This is a genomic window from Maribacter sp. C-4077, from assembly GCF_055378385.1.
In genome coordinates this window covers 3,346,420-3,362,352 of sequence record NZ_AP038807.1, presented here as the reverse complement: position 1 = coordinate 3,362,352, position 15,933 = coordinate 3,346,420, and the positions used below count along the sequence as shown (strand labels likewise).

Sequence of the window (15,933 nt, the reverse complement as noted above, 5' to 3'; positions counted from 1 at the left end):
AATAGTAGAAATATTTAAAAAATCCGATGGCATCCATTTCTTCTACAACTTTTGCCACCCAGTCCACAATGCGTAATGTATTAAATTCCTTAGGTCATAGGTGCCATTTGGAAAGTATAAGGATAGGATAAAAACAACAAAGGCTCGTCAATTGCGCTTTACCCTATACGTAATTCTTCTATTGGTCACGATATTGGCGACAACGTTTAAATATACCGTTGCGGTATCGCACAGGTAGCTATTGTCCACAAATTCCATGCTGCACAATGAGGGCCTTGAAGATCCACTACCATCCATGAACCTACCCAAAATAATGTTTGTAGCCAACCCCGTATTTAGGGGAGAAAAGGCGGGTGCCAATGCAAAAACGCTGGTTGCACCATTTGCCGTATAGGTAACGTTTCCGGAGAGTTCGTCATAATGTATGGTATATGGCACATTACCGGAAACAAAACTTCCTAAATTCACAGTAAAGGAATCCGGCAAACCGGTTGATCCATTGATGACGTCTACCCGTAGCCCCATATTATTGCCCGAAATGTGGTATACCCTAAAATTTCCGGCAGTAATTATATCTGCAGTACTCTCTTGATCTTCGTATTCAAAGGAAACCGTAAAACTGGTAAAATCAAAAATACCTCCCGTATTAGGTATATTGATGTCAAAACCTGCAGAACCACCGGCACCTGATGGAAAATAGATTCCGCAACCTGTCTGACCTGCGGAAGGATTTACAGAAGTTGCATTTGGTCCAATGGTAGCCAGGGCCAAATTGGGATCGTCAAAATCAAATCTGGATACTACCTCCGTTGGAGTACCCTCATCACATACCCTATAGGTAAAACTATCAGTACCAACGAACCCTGTATTGGGAGTGTACAAAAAACTACCATCAGTATCCAAGGTAAGGCTTCCTGAACTTGGTCCGATAACAGGAGCTGTCCTAGATCGAAGGTTGGTGCCAAAATTGGCATCCGTGTCATTCGCCAAAACACCCTGCAGGTCATCTATCGCCAATGGGATTTGGTAACCCACATTGTAAAAATCGTCATTGCCAACTGGCGGTAGATTCTGTGCAACCGCCAATATGGAGGACAATAACAGTAAAACAACCAAAAAACTGCGAACACTCATTTTTTCTTATAATAAACCAATTTTAAGAATAATGAAGACAATGGCAATTTTATGTTGTGAATGTCCAAAATGATGAGGTAAACCCCTCTAAAGGCGAAAGCCTATGGAAAGACCTTTGACCAAAAGTAGGTATTACGTTATCAGGTAAAATCAATAATCGTTCTTTGACCTTCAAGAATGAGAGCCAACGATTATATTATTTGGTCATTGAAAGGGACCCCAAACTTCGATTTTTTATGCTATTTTCTTGGATATGTTTTAGTTGGATTTTTCAAAATCAGGTCCTTTATTCATGCCCCAAAATAGGGAAAAGGAGGACCGTAAGGCATTGGCTAGATGGCAACAATGGCTCCGGTCTACAAAGCCATAGAAGTTACCGTCCCATTAAATGCTGCTTATAAAGTGCTTATTTTAGTACTTTTCCGGAATGAAGGCAAACTTGGTAAGCATCCTCATTCCCTTTAAAAACACGGCGCCCTATCTCCGGGAATGCCTGGATTCTATTTTGGCACAGTCCTACCCATCTTGGGAAGTCATCGCCGTGAACGACCACTCCACGGATGAAAGTCTGCAAATCGTACAGGAATATGCCAGTAAGGATACGCGTATCAAGGTGGTTGAAAATTCCGGTGCCGGTGTGATCCATGCCTTGCAAATGGCCTATGCCCAAAGCAGCGGAACTTTCATCACCAGAATGGATTCCGACGATATCATGACCCCAGACCGACTGGAGGTTATGACAAATTCGTTGCTGGAACATGGTGAGAGACACGTTGCCGTGGGGCAGGTAACATATTTCTCGCACCGGGGTATTAGCGATGGCTACGACCGTTATGAAAAATGGTTGAACCGACTCACGGCTAAGGGCATCAATTTCAACGAAATCTACAAGGAATGTGTCATTCCTTCCCCCTGCTGGATGTTACATAGAACCGATTTTGATGCCTGTGACGGTTTTAACCCATTTCGATATCCAGAGGATTACGACCTTACCTTTCGGTTCTATGAAGCCGGACTCAACATCATTCCCTGCGATAAAACCTTACTGTATTGGAGGGACTATGACCACCGCACCTCCCGAACCAGCGAACACTACGCCCAAAACTATTTTTTGGACATCAAGCTCCATTATTTTTTAAAGCTGGATCATGACCCCAAGCGGACACTCGTTGTCTGGGGCGCGGGTTTTAAGGGGAAAAAAATTGCCAAATCCCTAATCGAACAGCATATCGAATTCACATGGATCTGTGACAACCCAAAGAAAATCGGGAAGAAGATTTACGGCAAGACCCTGCTACCGTTTCAAGAACTGGTTAAAATCGGTTTTTCCCAAAGCATCGTGACCGTGGCCAATGAAGAGGCCCAAGAGGAAATAAGAGGGTATTTTAAGAAACTGGGTTTGAAGCACATGACGGACTATTTCTTTTTCTGCTGATTTTTCTGTTACGATAATCACCAGAAGAATAAAAAAACCGCGTCTACTCCTACGAACAAAATCCCTATCTTTGACCAATCACGTTAAGGAATGCAGTTTAAATATCCAGAACTTCTTTGGGCCCTTTTGCTTCTAGCCATTCCAATTATTATCCATCTTTTTCAGCTCCGCAGATTCAAAAAAACGCCGTTTACCAATGTAAAACTGCTCAAAAAGGTCGTTTCGGAATCCAGAAGGAGCAGTGTACTCAAAAAGTGGCTTATCCTCTTGGCCCGACTGGGGATCTTTGCCAGTTTAATACTCGCGTTCGCCCAGCCTTTCAGTGCCAATGAAAATGCCTTAAAGCCCCAGCAAATGGTCATCTACCTGGACAATTCCTATAGCATGGAGGCGAAATTGGACAATGGCACCCTCCTGCAGAACATGGTGCAGGAAATCATAAAGAATGTTCCAAAAAACAGCTCGTTTTCCCTATTGACGAATGATCGGGTGTTCGAGGACGTGGAAATTGCGGACATACAAAATGAGCTCATCGACCTAGCACCCAGTACCAATCAACTGTCCTTGGACCAGGTACTGTTACGCAGTACTACCCTCTTCCAAAACGACCCGGACATTATTAAAAGGACCGTTTTTATTTCCGATTTTCAAGAACGTCTGGGACCCCTACCCGATACGGAGGAAAACCCCGATATCTATTTTATAAAACAGGTGCCACAGGATTTGCTGAACGTCTCCATCGATTCGGTCTATATTTCGGAATCGGACAATGCGGTGGTGGAATTGACCGCAGTGTTATCCTCCAATGAAACCCTGGAAAGCCACCCGGTCTCCCTTTATAATGGGGACAATCTAATTGCGAAAACCGCTGCGCCCTTTGCGAACGGCCGAAATGCATCGGTCACTTTTTCAGTACCCGCCAATGCGCCCATCGCCGGTAGGATCGTTATTTCGGACACCGGACTTTCATACGACAACGAATTTTATTTCAATTTGGACAGTCCGAAGAAAATCAGGGTGCTGGCCATCTCGGAAAACCACCCCGAATTCCTCAGAAGAATTTACGGCCCGGATGAATTTGATTTCACAACTACGCCCTTGGGCCAAGTGAATTACAGTGCCGTTGAAGACTATAATTTATTGGTATTGAATGAATTGGAGCAGATTCCCGCCGGATTGCAAAGTACGTTGCGCACCTTTGTTCAGAACGGGGGCAGCTTTGTGGTCATTCCCGCACAGAACATCGATATAGCCTCCTATAACGGTCTTGCCGCTTCCTATTTCAATACGAGCTACGGCCCACTGCTACCCCAGAAGGCCTCCATTTCCGGTATTGCGTTCGAGCATCCCATCTATAAAAATGTGTTCAACAAACGCGTGACGAATTTTCAATATCCGGAGGTAGAAAGTTTCTACAGTTTTAGTTCCGAAGGTCCTAAAATCCTTACGTTCCAGAACGGGAACGCATTTTTGACAGGGAACGAAAACGCCTTTTTCTTTGCATCGGCCTTAAACCAGCAAAACTCCAATTTTAAGAATTCGCCGCTCATCGTTCCCACATTTTACAACATGGCCCGCAACAGCCTAAAATTGCCCCAACTGTACCAGACCCTAGGGACCCAAGCGACTTTGGAAATACCCATTTCCCTTTCCAAGGACCGTATTTTGAAGGTTGCAAAGGACGATTATGAGTTTATTCCCCAACAAATTTCCCTGCCCAAAAAAGTGCAACTGACCTTTGACGAAAACCCCAAAACGGACGGAATCTTTCAAATTAGGAACGGTAATGAGGGCCTTGGCCAATTAAGTTTCAATTACGACCGCAAGGAAAGCGAACTTCGATATTTGGATATCGGTTCGGTTGAAAGCGACCGGGTCTTTGACTCCATTTCCCGTTTTTTTGAGGATGTCCAAAAATCCAACAGCGTCAACGAATTCTGGAAATGGTTTGCTATTTTAGCACTGGTTTTTGTACTAATGGAATCCGCACTTCAGAGGTTCTTAAAATAAGGCTTAGATGAACATACTTCTAAAATCGGTAAAGATTGTAAATGGGGCAACCAAGGAAAACCACCTTAAGAAGAGGGATATATTAATCAAGAACGGCCTTATAGAAAAGATTGCCACCTCCATCGATGCGCCGGCGAAGACAAAAATCATTGAATTCCCCAATTTACATGTTTCCGTAGGATGGATGGATACCGGGATAAGCTTTGGCGAACCGGGCTATGAGGAAAGGGAAACCATTGAAAACGGGCTAGATACGGCCGCCAAGAGCGGATTTACGGACATCGTGCTAAATCCTAACAGTTTTCCGCTGCCGGATAGTAGTTCCGATATCGTCTTTCTAAAAAACGCGGGCAAGGGGCATTTGACCAAGCTGCACCCCTTGGGAAACCTCACCGTTGGTGGCAAAGGGGAGGCCTTGGCAGAACTGTACGATATGAAGAACGCAGGGGCCGTGGGCTTCTACGATTTCAAGCATGCCGTTTCCAACCCAAACCTGTTGAAAATCGCCCTGCAGTACGCACAAAATTTTGACGGTATGGTAATAAGCTTTCCGCTGGACACCCATATAGCCGGAAAGGGCATCGTAAACGAAGGGGTCGTAAGTACCAAACTGGGATTAAAGGGCATACCCGCCATGGCCGAAGAACTTCAGGTTTCCAGGGACCTGTTCATCCTTGAATATACCGGAGGTAAACTGCACATCCCCACCCTAAGTACCGCAGATTCCGTAAAACTGGTGGCAGCGGCCAAGAAAAAAGGGCTACAGGTAACCTGCAGCGTGGCCGTTCATAACTTGTTCCATACGGACGACACATTGGAAGAATTTGATGCGAATTACAAGGTCCTTCCGCCGTTACGCACTTCCAAGGACTCCAAGGAACTCCTAAAAGCGGTCAAAAATGGCACCATCGATTTTGTGACCTGTGACCATACCCCCTTGAACATAGAACTAAAAAAGGTAGAATTTGACAATGCCGATTACGGTACTACAGGACTTGAAAGCAGTTTTGGGGCCTTGAACCAGCTTTTTTCAATCGAGGAAACCATTGACATCCTAACCCAGGGCAGGGAAGCCTTCGGAATCGAAAATCCGGAACTAAAAGAAGGTGCCAAGGCCAACCTGACGCTTTTTGACCCAACGAAGGAATATATCTTTACGGAATCCCATATAGAAAGCAGTTCAAAGAACAGTCTCTTTCTGGGCCATACCCTGAAGGGAAAAGTGCTGGGAACCATTGCCAACAAACAAGTCCAATTAAACGAGTAGTATGGCAGCAAATGCAGTAGCCGGAAAAAACACGGCCATCATTTCCTATTTGACCCTCATTGGGGCCCTTATCGCCATTACCATGAACGTGGAGCCCAAACATGAATTTGCCAGGTTCCATATACGGCAGGCTTTTGGGATACACCTGTTGTTCCATGCCTTTGCGCTTTTTTCCAGTGTTTGGTACAATCAGTACGGCCTTTACGGACTTTATATTTGTTATCTGGCCCTTTGGTTTTATGGGTTTTTGGGTGCCCTGAACAACAAAAAGCAACTTGTCCCCATCATTGGGACCTATTTTCAAAAATGGTTCACCTTTATTCAATAGCACATGACGACGGCCCCCTTATCCTTGAAACACATCATAAAACCTTCCTCCATAAAGCAGGGAAAATCCCCCGTACTGTTTATGTTGCACGGTTACGGCAGCAATGAAGAAGACCTTTATTCCTTTGCGGACGAATTGCCCAACGAGTATTGCATCATTTCAGTGAGGGCGCCCTATACCCTTCAACCTTTTGGCTATGCTTGGTACGCCATTCATTTTGACAACGAACAGGGAAAATGGAGCGACGATGCGCAGGCGATTGAATCCCGGGACAAAATCCGCACGTTTATCGATGAGGCCTGTACTGCCTATCATTTGGATGAAGGGGATGTAACCCTTCTGGGATTTAGCCAAGGTACCATCCTAAGCTATGCCGTTGCCCTCTCCTACCCCGAAAAAATCAAAAGAGTGGTCGCGCTAAGCGGCTATATCAACGAGCGGATCCTAAAAGAAGGATATACCAAAAATAATTTCGATTCCCTAAAAATCTATGCCTCCCACGGACAGGTGGACCAAGTGATACCGATTGAATGGGCGCAAAAGGCTCCCCTACTTCTAAACAAGTTGGGAGTTTCCCATGTATTTGAGGAGTTTCCTGTGGGACACGGGGTGGCACCGCTGAATTTCTATGCCTTCAAAAAGTGGCTGGAAGCAAACCGCTAGTTGCTTCGGGTGTATAATAAATGGTCTATCAGGGTAAAATCGACGCCCAGATCGTCCTTTAGCTCATAGCGTATCAGGATTTCGCCCCAGTACATTCCATCCGAAAAATCGGCCAAAATCCATTTGTGGTTCAGCACCTTGATCTTGTTGATCTTAAAATCATTTTGCATGCCCTCATAAGGTACCAGCGGATTATCCCCCTTGGATTCGTTGGTTTCCAGTAATTTATCGGAAATATAACGCGTAGGATTTTCCAATCCCAAATGGTCATAATAGGCCAAGGCATCGTCATTGTTCTCCAAGGAAAAATATTGCATTTCCAAAGCACGCAATTCACTTTGTTGCAGGGAATCCTTAAGATTTTCAACCTTGCCCTCCAAACTTTGTATTCTGGCCGTATTAACTTCGGACATTTTACTGCCTCTAACCGCGAGATAAAGACAGATCAAGGCGGAAAAAATAAACAAGTACAAATAAATATTCTTCTTCATGGTTTATATCGCAATGGTGAGATTATCGTAGGCCAAATGTACATTTTTAGGAAGACTCTTTTCAACCTCCGCATGAAAACCCAACAAATGGCTAATGTGGGTAAAATAGGTGCGCTGTGGTTTTACCTTTTTCACAAAGTCCAGCGCTTCTTCCAAGTTAAAATGGGAATGGTGTAGCTCTATGCGCAAGGCGTTGACCACCAATACCTTGGTGCCCACTATCTTTTCAAGTTCTTCCTCGGTAACCGATTTTACATCGGTCAAATAAGTAAAACCACCTATGCGATAGCCAAAAACCTTTAGCCTGTTGTGCATTACCTGAATGGGCGTGACGCGACGGTCCCCTATCTCAAAATCGGTATCCTTTTCCACCAAATTAATCGCTACGGAAGGTGCCCCGGGATATCTGTCCTTATCCTGAAAAATATAATCGAAGCGTCTTTTTAAGGATTTCACCACCCGTTTATGGGCGAATATGGGAATATCCCCTTGCCTAAAGAAATAAGGCCGAATGTCATCGATGCCCGCCGTGTGGTCCGAATGCTCGTGGGTAAACAGGATCCCGTCCAGTTTTTTAACCTTATTGACCAACATTTGTTGTCTAAAATCCGGTCCGCAATCAATCACATAGTTATAGCCTCCCCAAGAAAGCAAGACGGACACCCGAAGTCTTTTGTCCCTGGAATCCTCGCTCAAACACACCGGGTGTTCACTACCAATGACGGGTACACCTTGGGAAGTTCCCGTTCCTAGAAAAGTAACTTTAAGGCCTTCATCCATATTCACCAAATGTAATCCTTATTTAAGAAATAGCGGCCCAAATAGGAATAAGCTTACGGCAAAGCGATAGGCCCCTACGTAATTTAATGGGGAGCCGCATTTTTTTGATTGGTTTCGCCGTTAGGTTGCCCTTTCTTCATAACTTTGTTGAAACAATTTATAGGAATGGCCTCAGTTTTAAAGAGAGAAAGTGTTTTCGAGAATATACCCTCGATCAAAGCCAAAACTTTAAGAATAAACCTAAATCCCGATATCTACGGCACGTTTGCCGAGATTGGGGCCGGACAAGAAACAGCTCGTCATTTCTTTAGGTCGGGCGGGGCCTCTGGTACCATTGCCAAGGCCATGAGTGCCTATGACAAGGATTTTAGCGATGCCATTTATGGCGTGGAGGAAGACGGCCGCTATGTAACACAGGCCAGGCTGAAAACCATGATCAAATATGAGATGCAGTTGATGGAGGAACGAATCAGCCGGGAAAAACACCCCAACAGGGTTTTCTTTTCCTATGCCAATACCGTTGCCACCATAGATTTCTCAAAACGTTATAAGGGACATGGTTGGGTAGGTATCCGATATCAATTGGACCCCAAACAGAAAGAATACGACGAAATAGTCCTGCACGTTCGATTTAAACAAAACGAGGCCAGGCTGCAACAAGAGACCTTAGGTATCTTGGGAGTTAACTTGATCTATGGTGCTTTTTACAAGTACCACAAGCCCAAGAAAATGTTGAAATATCTTTATGATCATATAGACAAGGACACCTTGGAAATTGACATGATCAATTTTTCAGGGCCCAATTTCAAGGATGTGGACAATCGATTGATGAGCCTTCAACTGATCAGAAACGATATGACCGACGCAGTAATGTTCGGTCCGGACGGAAACAACCTTTTACCTGCCGCAGTACTTTACAAAAAGAATATTTTAGCCCTTAGAGGTAGTTTTAGACCGGTTACCAAAGTGAATATGGACATGTTCCATAAGTCCTATGATATTTTTGTTAGAGATCCACAGGTTGATCAAGAAAACAGTATTGTAATCTTTGAAATCACGTTGTCCAACCTAAAAGCATCCGGAGAAATTGACGAGGAAGATTTTATGGACCGTGCGGAACTACTGTGCTCCCTTGGGCATTTCGTTATGATTTCCAAGTTTCAGGAATACTACAGACTGGTAGAGTATTTCAACAATTACACCAAGAATAGGATCGGACTTACCATGGGAGTCAACAATCTTGTCGATATTTTTGATGAAAAGTACTATCGCCACTTGAGCGGTGGTATTTTGGAGGCCTTTGGAAAATTATTCTTTAAAGATTTACAGGTGTATCTGTATCCAATGAAAAACCCGGATACCGGCCAGGTCATGACCAGCAACAATGTAAAGGTGCATCCAAGGATGAAGGAGCTTTACAAATTCTTCAAGTATAACGGTAAGGTCATGGACATTATAGACTATGAACCGGATATCATGGATATTTTCTCTAGGGACGTACTGAGAAAAATCATGAACGGTGAAGACGGATGGGAAAAAATGCTGCCAGAAGGTATTGCAGAAATCATCAAGGAAAAAAACCTATTCAATAAAAAAGAACTTTCGAAACCGGAAGAAATTGAAAAGGAAATAGAAAAAAAATAACCCCCTATACGGGGGTTTTTTTAGTCCAATAACTGGGCGGCGTGGTCTTTGGTCTTTACCTTGTCGATAACCTTGGTCACTGTACCTTCCTCATTGATTACAAACGTCTTTCTGTGAATACCGTCATATTCCCGTCCCATAAATTTTTTTGGACCCCACACCCCAAATATATTCAGGACCGTGTGGTCCTCATCGGCCAGGAGCGGAAATGGGAAATCATACTTGATCTTAAAGTTAGATTGTTGTTTCTGGGAGTCGGCACTAACACCAAGCAACTCATAACCAGCATCTTGAAGAGCTTTATAATTATCCCTTAAGTTACATGCTTCGGCAGTACAGCCCGGGGTATTTGCCTTGGGATAGAAAAAAACAATCAATTTCTTTCCGCTATAATCGGATAAATTAATAGTATTGCCGTCTTGATCTTTGGCTGAAAATTGAGGGACCTTATCCCCTTCCTTTAGTGTTTTCATAGTCAATTATCTTATATTTTGTTCAATATTATTTTTATAAAATTAAACAAAAATGACGAAGGCAGAAAAGGTATCTTTCGCTATTTCAAAATTACAGGAACTATATCCCACCATTCCCGTTCCTCTGGAACATAAGGATCCGTACACGCTTTTGATCGCGGTCCTCATGTCCGCACAAAGTACGGATGTTAGGGTCAATCAAATTACCCCCCTACTCTTTGAAAAAGCGGACAATCCTTTTGACATGGTAAAACTGAGCGTGGAGGAAATTAGGGAAATCATTAAACCCGTTGGGCTGTCACCCATGAAATCCAAAGGAATACATGGACTGTCAAAAATCTTGATTGAAAAATACAACGGGGAGGTTCCTAAGGAAATCGAATTATTGGAAGAACTTCCGGCCGTAGGTCACAAAACCGCCAGTGTGGTGGTTTCACAGGCATTTGGTTTACCAGCATTTCCAGTAGATACGCACATCCATAGGTTGATGTACCGATGGGGCTTTTCAAACGGAAAAAATGTCGTGCAAACTGAAAAGGACGCCAAAAGGTTGTTTCCCAAGCCATTATGGAACGACCTACATCTACAGATCATTTGGTACGGCAGGGATTACTCGCCAGCTAGAGGTTGGGATCTTGAGAAGGATATCATCACCAAAACGATTGGAAGGAAATCCGTCATCGATGAATACTTACATAAAAAAAAGACCCGCTAAGCGGGTCAGTATTCTAGTTTAAATAAGTTTCGAACTCCAAGTCCTTGTATTTTACATCGTACAAAGCCTTTGAAAAACTCAACAAAAAGTTGATCGTTTTTGGGCAAACTTTTTTAAACTCAGTTCTTTCCTGATAATTAGAGTAAATTTTTTCCATATTTCCATTGTTGTTACATTAATTTAACGCAACTAAAATGGAAATATTGTTCAGCTATTCTTGAGTAGGATTAATTCGTTAGAACGATATTGTGTTTTTCGATTATTTTTCTAAGGTTGATCAGGGCATATCGCATTCTCCCCAGTGCCGTATTGATACTAACCCCAGTGTTTTCGGAAATTTCCTTGAAGCTCATATCCTTGTAGATACGCATAATCAAAACTTCTTTTTGATCATCCGGTAATTCTTCGATCAGTTCCCTTAAATCCGTATCAATTTGATCTTTGATCAACTGCTTTTCGGCATTCAATTTGTCATCACCTATTACAGAAAAGATATTGAAATCCTCATTCCCCTCAAACATTGGCATCCTTTTATTTTTCCTAAAGTGGTCTATAATAAGGTTATGCGCAATTCTCATTACCCAAGGTAAGAACTTGCCCTCTTCACTGTAGTTTCCTTTTTTAAGGGTTTTGATAACCTTGATAAAGGTATCCTGGAAAATATCCTCGGTTATATCCCTATCCAATACTTTGGAATAAATAAAGCTTGTAATACGTTGATTATGTCTGTGGATAAGGATTTCCAATGCTTTCTCATCGCCGCTGATATAATCTCTTACTAGTTCTGAATCTTCAATCTGTAATTCCATATTAGTTACTTTCATTAGGTGACAGGGTGGGGATCCTGATTTGGTTATTAATTAATTGTAATTAGTCGTTCAATTCTGATATAAAACTAGATAAATCACACCCTGTAGGAAAAAGTATGTTGTAAAACCGCCTTTTTCTGATGTGAAAACATGGAAACTTATTTTCTGTACAATAAATACACATTTTAATAGTTACTTACGCCATTTAAAAAAGGCTATGTAAATACCTGGATGTGGTAAACCTCCTCTAGTAGTACCTTAATCGATAAAACACAAAACCCCGGGAAATGCTTTCCCGGGGTTCCTGTAGTATAGTAGAAAATATAACTAGTTCAAATTACTTTCAAATTGTATGCCTTTGGCTTCCGTTATATTGAGTGATTTTGAATAATCCAGTAAAAACTTGATCGTTTCAGGTTTCGCGGATACTTTTTTAGAAGTGTTTTCTGTAGTCTGGTAAATTTTTTCCATATTCTTCCGTTTTGGTTACATCTAAAAAACGCCAACGGAACCAATATAGTAGATCCACTCGACCTGTTACCAATTAATTCGTTAAAACTATACTATTGGCTTCTACAAGCTTCCTAAGGTTAATCAACGCGTAGCGCATCCTGCCCAGAGCCGTGTTGATACTTACACCCGTATTTTCAGAAATTTCCTTAAAACTCATATCCTTAAATAGACGCATATGCAAAACTTGTTGTTGGTCCTCGGGAAGTTCCTTTATCATTCTTAACAGATCCGTATCGATCTGCTCCTTGATCAATTGCTTTTCGGCATTTAATTTTTCGTCACCCATCAACGAAAAAATGTTGAACGAATCCGTTCCATCGCACATGGGCATTCTATTGCTTTTTCTAAAATGGTCTATAATTAGATTGTGGGCAATACGCATTACCCAAGGCAAAAATTTACCTTCTTCATTATAAGCACCTCGCTTGAGTGTGCGTATGACTTTCATAAAGGTATCCTGAAAAATATCTTCGGTGAGTTCCCGGTCCCCTACTTTGGAATAGATGAAACCTGTCAAACGTGCGTTGTGACGGTTGATTAGAACCTCAATGGCCCTTTCGTTACCGTTCATGTAATCCTTAACCAAATGGGAATCTTCAAGTTCCTGTATCATAAGCCTTACTTTTGTGGGTTAAATTGGGGGTCCGAAAGCCCATGGGGCAAGCGGATTTTTACATTATTTTTAACTTCAAAAGTAATTTTAGGCTATAGGCACTTCTTTTTTATTGAAGTTCAAATATATAAAAAAATAAATACTCCAAAAAAAATGTGAAAAACTACTCGATGAAATGAGATTTGTGGCATTTGGATTTTTAGCTAAACTCCATAGTGTATCTTTGCAATTTTATTGAATGCTATGACTACACTATCCCAGGTTGACCCTAAAAAAAACATAATTATAAAGGGTGCTAAATTGCACAATCTTAAGAATGTCGATGTTGTAATTCCCAGGAACAAATTGGTAGTTATAACAGGCTTATCGGGTTCCGGTAAGTCGAGCTTGGCCTTCGATACACTTTTTGCCGAGGGGCAACGAAGGTATGTAGAAAGCCTTTCCTCCTACGCTAGGCAATTCCTTGGGAAATTGGACAAACCCAAAGTCGATTATATAAAAGGTATTGCCCCAGCCATAGCCATTGAGCAAAAGGTAAACTCAACGAATCCACGATCGACCGTTGGCACTACTACCGAAATTTACGATTACATAAAGCTGCTCTACGCCCGAATTGGGAAAACCTTTTCGCCCATATCGGGTAATGAGGTAAAGAAGAATACCGTATCCGATGTTATTGAATACGTTAAGAACTTTGAAACCGATACAAAATTATTGCTCTTGGCCCCCATAAAAATTAGGGAGGACAGGAATTCTGTAAAATCGCTCCAGTTATTTTCCAAGCAAGGATATGCCCGTATAAAATACCAAGGCAAGGTAATTCGAATAGATCAGGCACCTGCCGATATTGGTAAGGAATTTGACCTAGTGGTAGATCGAATCATAACCAAGGACGATGAAGATTTTTATAACCGATTGGCAAATGCCGCGGACAATGCTTTTTTTGAAGGGAAAGGGCAGTGTATCATTGAAGAGATGGAAAATTCCGACCAACGCCAGTTCAGCAATAAGTTTGAACTGGACGGCATGACATTTCTAGAACCGAACGTACATCTTTTCAGTTTTAACAATCCCTATGGGGCTTGTCCTAAATGTGAAGGGTATGGCGATGTTATCGGTATCGATGAAGACCTCGTAATACCCAATACGGCCCTTTCCATTTATGAGAATGCCGTTTTTCCATGGCGGGGCGAAAGCATGGGCTGGTACCGCGATCAGTTGGTGAACAGTGCCTATAAATTCGATTTTCCCATTCACAAACCCTGGTTTGAACTATCGGAAGAACAACAAAAATTGGTCTGGGACGGGAACAAGCATTTCATCGGCCTTCATAAATTCTTTGAAACACTAGAGGAAAAAAGTTATAAAATCCAGAATAGGGTGATGCTTTCCCGGTACCGCGGTAAGACAAAATGCAATGTTTGCAATGGGAAAAGACTTAGACCGGAGACGGAATATGTAAAAATTGGCGGCAAGTCCATTTCGGATTTGGTGGGACTGCCCATTGAGCGGTTGATACCATTTTTTAGCGATTTGGAACTTTCTCAACATGATGCCAAAATAGCCGACAGGCTTTTAAAGGAAATCAATACTCGTTTGGGGTTCTTGGACAAAGTAGGACTTAATTACCTAACCCTGAATAGAAAGTCCAATACCTTATCCGGTGGGGAGAGCCAGCGGATAAATCTGGCTACTTCCTTGGGGAGTAGCCTGGTAGGTTCCATGTACATTTTGGATGAACCCAGTATTGGGCTTCACCCCAAGGATACGGAAAACCTGATCGAAGTATTGCTGTCCCTAAGGAATTTGGGCAATACGGTCATCGTTGTGGAACATGACGAGGACATCATGAAAGCTGCAGACGAGGTAATAGATATTGGCCCGGAAGCCGGTACCCATGGCGGAAACATCGTAGCCCAAGGCACCATGGAGGATATCCTAAATTCCACCTCCCTAACTGCCAGTTATTTGAACGGTACCAAAGAAATAAAGGTCCCCATCGAAAGAAGGACTTCCAAAAACCATATAGAAATTATTGGGTGCAGAGCCAATAACCTTAAAAATATCAACGTGACCTTTCCCTTGGATATGCTTACCGTGGTTACGGGGGTATCGGGCAGTGGAAAGAGCACCTTGGTAAAAAAACTGTTGTATCCCATCATTCTCAAAGAAACGGGAGGTTATGGTGAAAAGGCCGGCCAGTTCAGTTCCGTAAAGGGTAAATATAAGCACATAAAACATGTGGAGTTCGTGGACCAGAACCCCATAGGACGCTCCTCCCGCTCCAATCCGGTTACCTATATAAAAGCCTATGATGAAATACGGAACCTCTATGCGGGCCAAAAACTGAGCAAAATCAGGAATTATCAAGCGAAACACTTTTCCTTTAATGTGGATGGTGGCCGATGCGAAAAGTGCAAGGGAGAAGGTGAAATCACTGTAGAGATGCAGTTCATGGCCGATGTTCATCTGGAATGCGATACCTGCAACGGAAAACGGTTTAAAAAGGACGTATTGGAGGTCACCTTCAACGATAGGAATATTGATGATGTTCTCAATATGACCATTGACGATGCCATCGCTTTTTTTGAAATTGGGTTACAAAATAAGATTGTTGCCAAACTTAAACCTTTACAGGATGTGGGCTTGGGCTATGTAACCTTAGGGCAATCCTCCTCTACCCTATCCGGTGGTGAGGCACAACGTATCAAATTGGCTAGCTTTTTGGTAAAAGGTGCTACAAAGGACAAGGCACTTTTTATATTTGACGAACCAACGACCGGACTCCATTTTCACGACATCCAAAAACTTTTGAAATCCTTCAACGCCTTGATAAAGAAAGGACACTCAATTGTAGTAATTGAGCATAACATTGACCTTATCAAATGTGCCGATTATATAATCGACCTAGGTCCCGGTGGCGGCGAAAACGGGGGATATCTTTTGGCAGAGGGCACCCCTGAGGAAGTGGCAAAAAACTCCAAATCTTTTACGGCGAAATATCTTCAGGTAAAGCTATAATCCCTTTAGAATAGAAATTTAGGGGAGTTAATTATTT

Annotated in this window: 15 protein-coding genes; 8 read left to right on the top strand and 7 right to left on the bottom strand. The window is 42.5% G+C overall.

Going from position 1 to position 15,933, the window contains the following annotated elements:
- Nucleotides 1-147: 147 nt before the first annotated feature.
- Nucleotides 148-1,134, bottom strand: a complete 987-nt coding sequence (locus ACZ41C_RS14390; protein WP_464562405.1) for an Ig-like domain-containing protein — start codon at nucleotides 1,132-1,134, stop codon at nucleotides 148-150.
- A 427-nt stretch (nucleotides 1,135-1,561) separates the two neighbouring features.
- On the opposite strand from ACZ41C_RS14390, the gene ACZ41C_RS14385 reads away from it, so the two are divergent.
- From ACZ41C_RS14385 to ACZ41C_RS14365, 5 genes are all read left to right on the top strand, one after another.
- A complete protein-coding gene (locus tag ACZ41C_RS14385) occupies nucleotides 1,562-2,569 on the top strand; it encodes a glycosyltransferase family 2 protein (RefSeq protein WP_464562403.1) in 1,008 nt (335 codons plus the stop codon).
- 90 nt (nucleotides 2,570-2,659) lie between these two features.
- Nucleotides 2,660-4,579, top strand: a complete 1,920-nt coding sequence (locus ACZ41C_RS14380; protein ID WP_464562401.1) for a BatA domain-containing protein — start codon at nucleotides 2,660-2,662, stop codon at nucleotides 4,577-4,579.
- Nucleotides 4,580-4,586: 7 nt separating this feature from the next.
- A complete protein-coding gene (locus ACZ41C_RS14375; RefSeq protein ID WP_464562399.1) occupies nucleotides 4,587-5,846 on the top strand; it encodes a dihydroorotase in 1,260 nt (419 codons plus the stop codon).
- Between the two features lies 1 nt (nucleotide 5,847).
- A complete protein-coding gene (locus ACZ41C_RS14370) occupies nucleotides 5,848-6,174 on the top strand; it encodes a hypothetical protein (protein WP_138258385.1) in 327 nt (108 codons plus the stop codon).
- Nucleotides 6,175-6,177: 3 nt separating this feature from the next.
- Nucleotides 6,178-6,837, top strand: coding sequence for an alpha/beta hydrolase (locus ACZ41C_RS14365; RefSeq protein WP_464562396.1), 660 nt, complete (start codon nucleotides 6,178-6,180; stop codon nucleotides 6,835-6,837).
- Here the strand turns inward: ACZ41C_RS14365 and ACZ41C_RS14360 are convergent.
- A complete protein-coding gene (locus ACZ41C_RS14360) occupies nucleotides 6,834-7,328 on the bottom strand; it encodes a hydrolase (RefSeq protein WP_464562394.1) in 495 nt (164 codons plus the stop codon). The two genes, ACZ41C_RS14365 and ACZ41C_RS14360, sit on opposite strands and share 4 nt — an antisense overlap.
- A 3-nt stretch (nucleotides 7,329-7,331) precedes the next feature.
- A complete protein-coding gene (locus ACZ41C_RS14355; protein WP_464562392.1) occupies nucleotides 7,332-8,108 on the bottom strand; it encodes an MBL fold metallo-hydrolase in 777 nt (258 codons plus the stop codon).
- A 165-nt stretch (nucleotides 8,109-8,273) separates the two neighbouring features.
- On the opposite strand from ACZ41C_RS14355, the gene ACZ41C_RS14350 reads away from it, so the two are divergent.
- Nucleotides 8,274-9,752, top strand: a complete 1,479-nt coding sequence (locus ACZ41C_RS14350; protein WP_138258381.1) for a nucleotidyl transferase family protein — start codon at nucleotides 8,274-8,276, stop codon at nucleotides 9,750-9,752.
- A 20-nt stretch (nucleotides 9,753-9,772) separates the two neighbouring features.
- Here ACZ41C_RS14350 and bcp read toward each other — a convergent pair whose 3' ends face one another.
- Nucleotides 9,773-10,225 (bottom strand): thioredoxin-dependent thiol peroxidase, encoded by a 453-nt coding sequence (gene bcp / locus ACZ41C_RS14345; protein WP_464562390.1) that lies wholly within the window; start codon nucleotides 10,223-10,225, stop codon nucleotides 9,773-9,775.
- A 52-nt stretch (nucleotides 10,226-10,277) separates the two neighbouring features.
- Here bcp and ACZ41C_RS14340 point away from each other — a divergent pair, with 52 nt between their 5' ends.
- The gene (locus ACZ41C_RS14340; protein ID WP_464562388.1) at nucleotides 10,278-10,940 is read left to right on the top strand and encodes an endonuclease III domain-containing protein; all 663 of its coding nucleotides are present in this window, start codon (nucleotides 10,278-10,280) and stop codon (nucleotides 10,938-10,940) included.
- Nucleotides 10,941-11,167: 227 nt separating this feature from the next.
- On the opposite strand, the gene ACZ41C_RS14335 is transcribed toward ACZ41C_RS14340, so the two are convergent.
- The 3 genes from ACZ41C_RS14335 to ACZ41C_RS14325 all read right to left on the bottom strand — a co-directional run bounded on the left by ACZ41C_RS14335 (nucleotide 11,168) and on the right by ACZ41C_RS14325 (nucleotide 12,875).
- Nucleotides 11,168-11,749, bottom strand: a complete 582-nt coding sequence (locus tag ACZ41C_RS14335; RefSeq protein ID WP_154920308.1) for an RNA polymerase sigma factor — start codon at nucleotides 11,747-11,749, stop codon at nucleotides 11,168-11,170.
- 327 nt (nucleotides 11,750-12,076) lie between these two features.
- Nucleotides 12,077-12,220, bottom strand: a complete 144-nt coding sequence (locus ACZ41C_RS14330; protein WP_162850214.1) for a hypothetical protein — start codon at nucleotides 12,218-12,220, stop codon at nucleotides 12,077-12,079.
- A 73-nt stretch (nucleotides 12,221-12,293) separates the two neighbouring features.
- Nucleotides 12,294-12,875, bottom strand: a complete 582-nt coding sequence (locus ACZ41C_RS14325) for an RNA polymerase sigma factor (RefSeq protein ID WP_154919880.1) — start codon at nucleotides 12,873-12,875, stop codon at nucleotides 12,294-12,296.
- A gap of 243 nt (nucleotides 12,876-13,118) precedes the next feature.
- Between ACZ41C_RS14325 and uvrA the strand changes: the two genes are divergently transcribed.
- Nucleotides 13,119-15,896, top strand: coding sequence for an excinuclease ABC subunit UvrA (gene uvrA / locus ACZ41C_RS14320; protein ID WP_464562385.1), 2,778 nt, complete (start codon nucleotides 13,119-13,121; stop codon nucleotides 15,894-15,896).
- The last annotated feature ends 37 nt before the right edge of the window (nucleotides 15,897-15,933 follow it).

Bases quoted from the DNA above. Each gene is read 5' to 3' on its own strand.
- ACZ41C_RS14390 (WP_464562405.1), bottom strand. From the start codon at position 1,134: ATGAGTGTTCGCAGTTTTTTGGTTGTTTTACTGTTATTGTCCTCCATA.
- ACZ41C_RS14385 (WP_464562403.1), top strand. From the start codon at position 1,562: ATGAAGGCAAACTTGGTAAGCATCCTCATTCCCTTTAAAAACACGGCG.
- ACZ41C_RS14380 (WP_464562401.1), top strand. From the start codon at position 2,660: ATGCAGTTTAAATATCCAGAACTTCTTTGGGCCCTTTTGCTTCTAGCC.
- ACZ41C_RS14375 (WP_464562399.1), top strand. From the start codon at position 4,587: ATGAACATACTTCTAAAATCGGTAAAGATTGTAAATGGGGCAACCAAG.
- ACZ41C_RS14370 (WP_138258385.1), top strand. From the start codon at position 5,848: ATGGCAGCAAATGCAGTAGCCGGAAAAAACACGGCCATCATTTCCTAT.
- ACZ41C_RS14365 (WP_464562396.1), top strand. From the start codon at position 6,178: ATGACGACGGCCCCCTTATCCTTGAAACACATCATAAAACCTTCCTCC.
- ACZ41C_RS14360 (WP_464562394.1), bottom strand. From the start codon at position 7,328: ATGAAGAAGAATATTTATTTGTACTTGTTTATTTTTTCCGCCTTGATC.
- ACZ41C_RS14355 (WP_464562392.1), bottom strand. From the start codon at position 8,108: ATGGATGAAGGCCTTAAAGTTACTTTTCTAGGAACGGGAACTTCCCAA.
- ACZ41C_RS14350 (WP_138258381.1), top strand. From the start codon at position 8,274: ATGGCCTCAGTTTTAAAGAGAGAAAGTGTTTTCGAGAATATACCCTCG.
- bcp (WP_464562390.1), bottom strand. From the start codon at position 10,225: ATGAAAACACTAAAGGAAGGGGATAAGGTCCCTCAATTTTCAGCCAAA.
- ACZ41C_RS14340 (WP_464562388.1), top strand. From the start codon at position 10,278: ATGACGAAGGCAGAAAAGGTATCTTTCGCTATTTCAAAATTACAGGAA.
- ACZ41C_RS14335 (WP_154920308.1), bottom strand. From the start codon at position 11,749: ATGGAATTACAGATTGAAGATTCAGAACTAGTAAGAGATTATATCAGC.
- ACZ41C_RS14330 (WP_162850214.1), bottom strand. From the start codon at position 12,220: ATGGAAAAAATTTACCAGACTACAGAAAACACTTCTAAAAAAGTATCC.
- ACZ41C_RS14325 (WP_154919880.1), bottom strand. From the start codon at position 12,875: ATGATACAGGAACTTGAAGATTCCCATTTGGTTAAGGATTACATGAAC.
- uvrA (WP_464562385.1), top strand. From the start codon at position 13,119: ATGACTACACTATCCCAGGTTGACCCTAAAAAAAACATAATTATAAAG.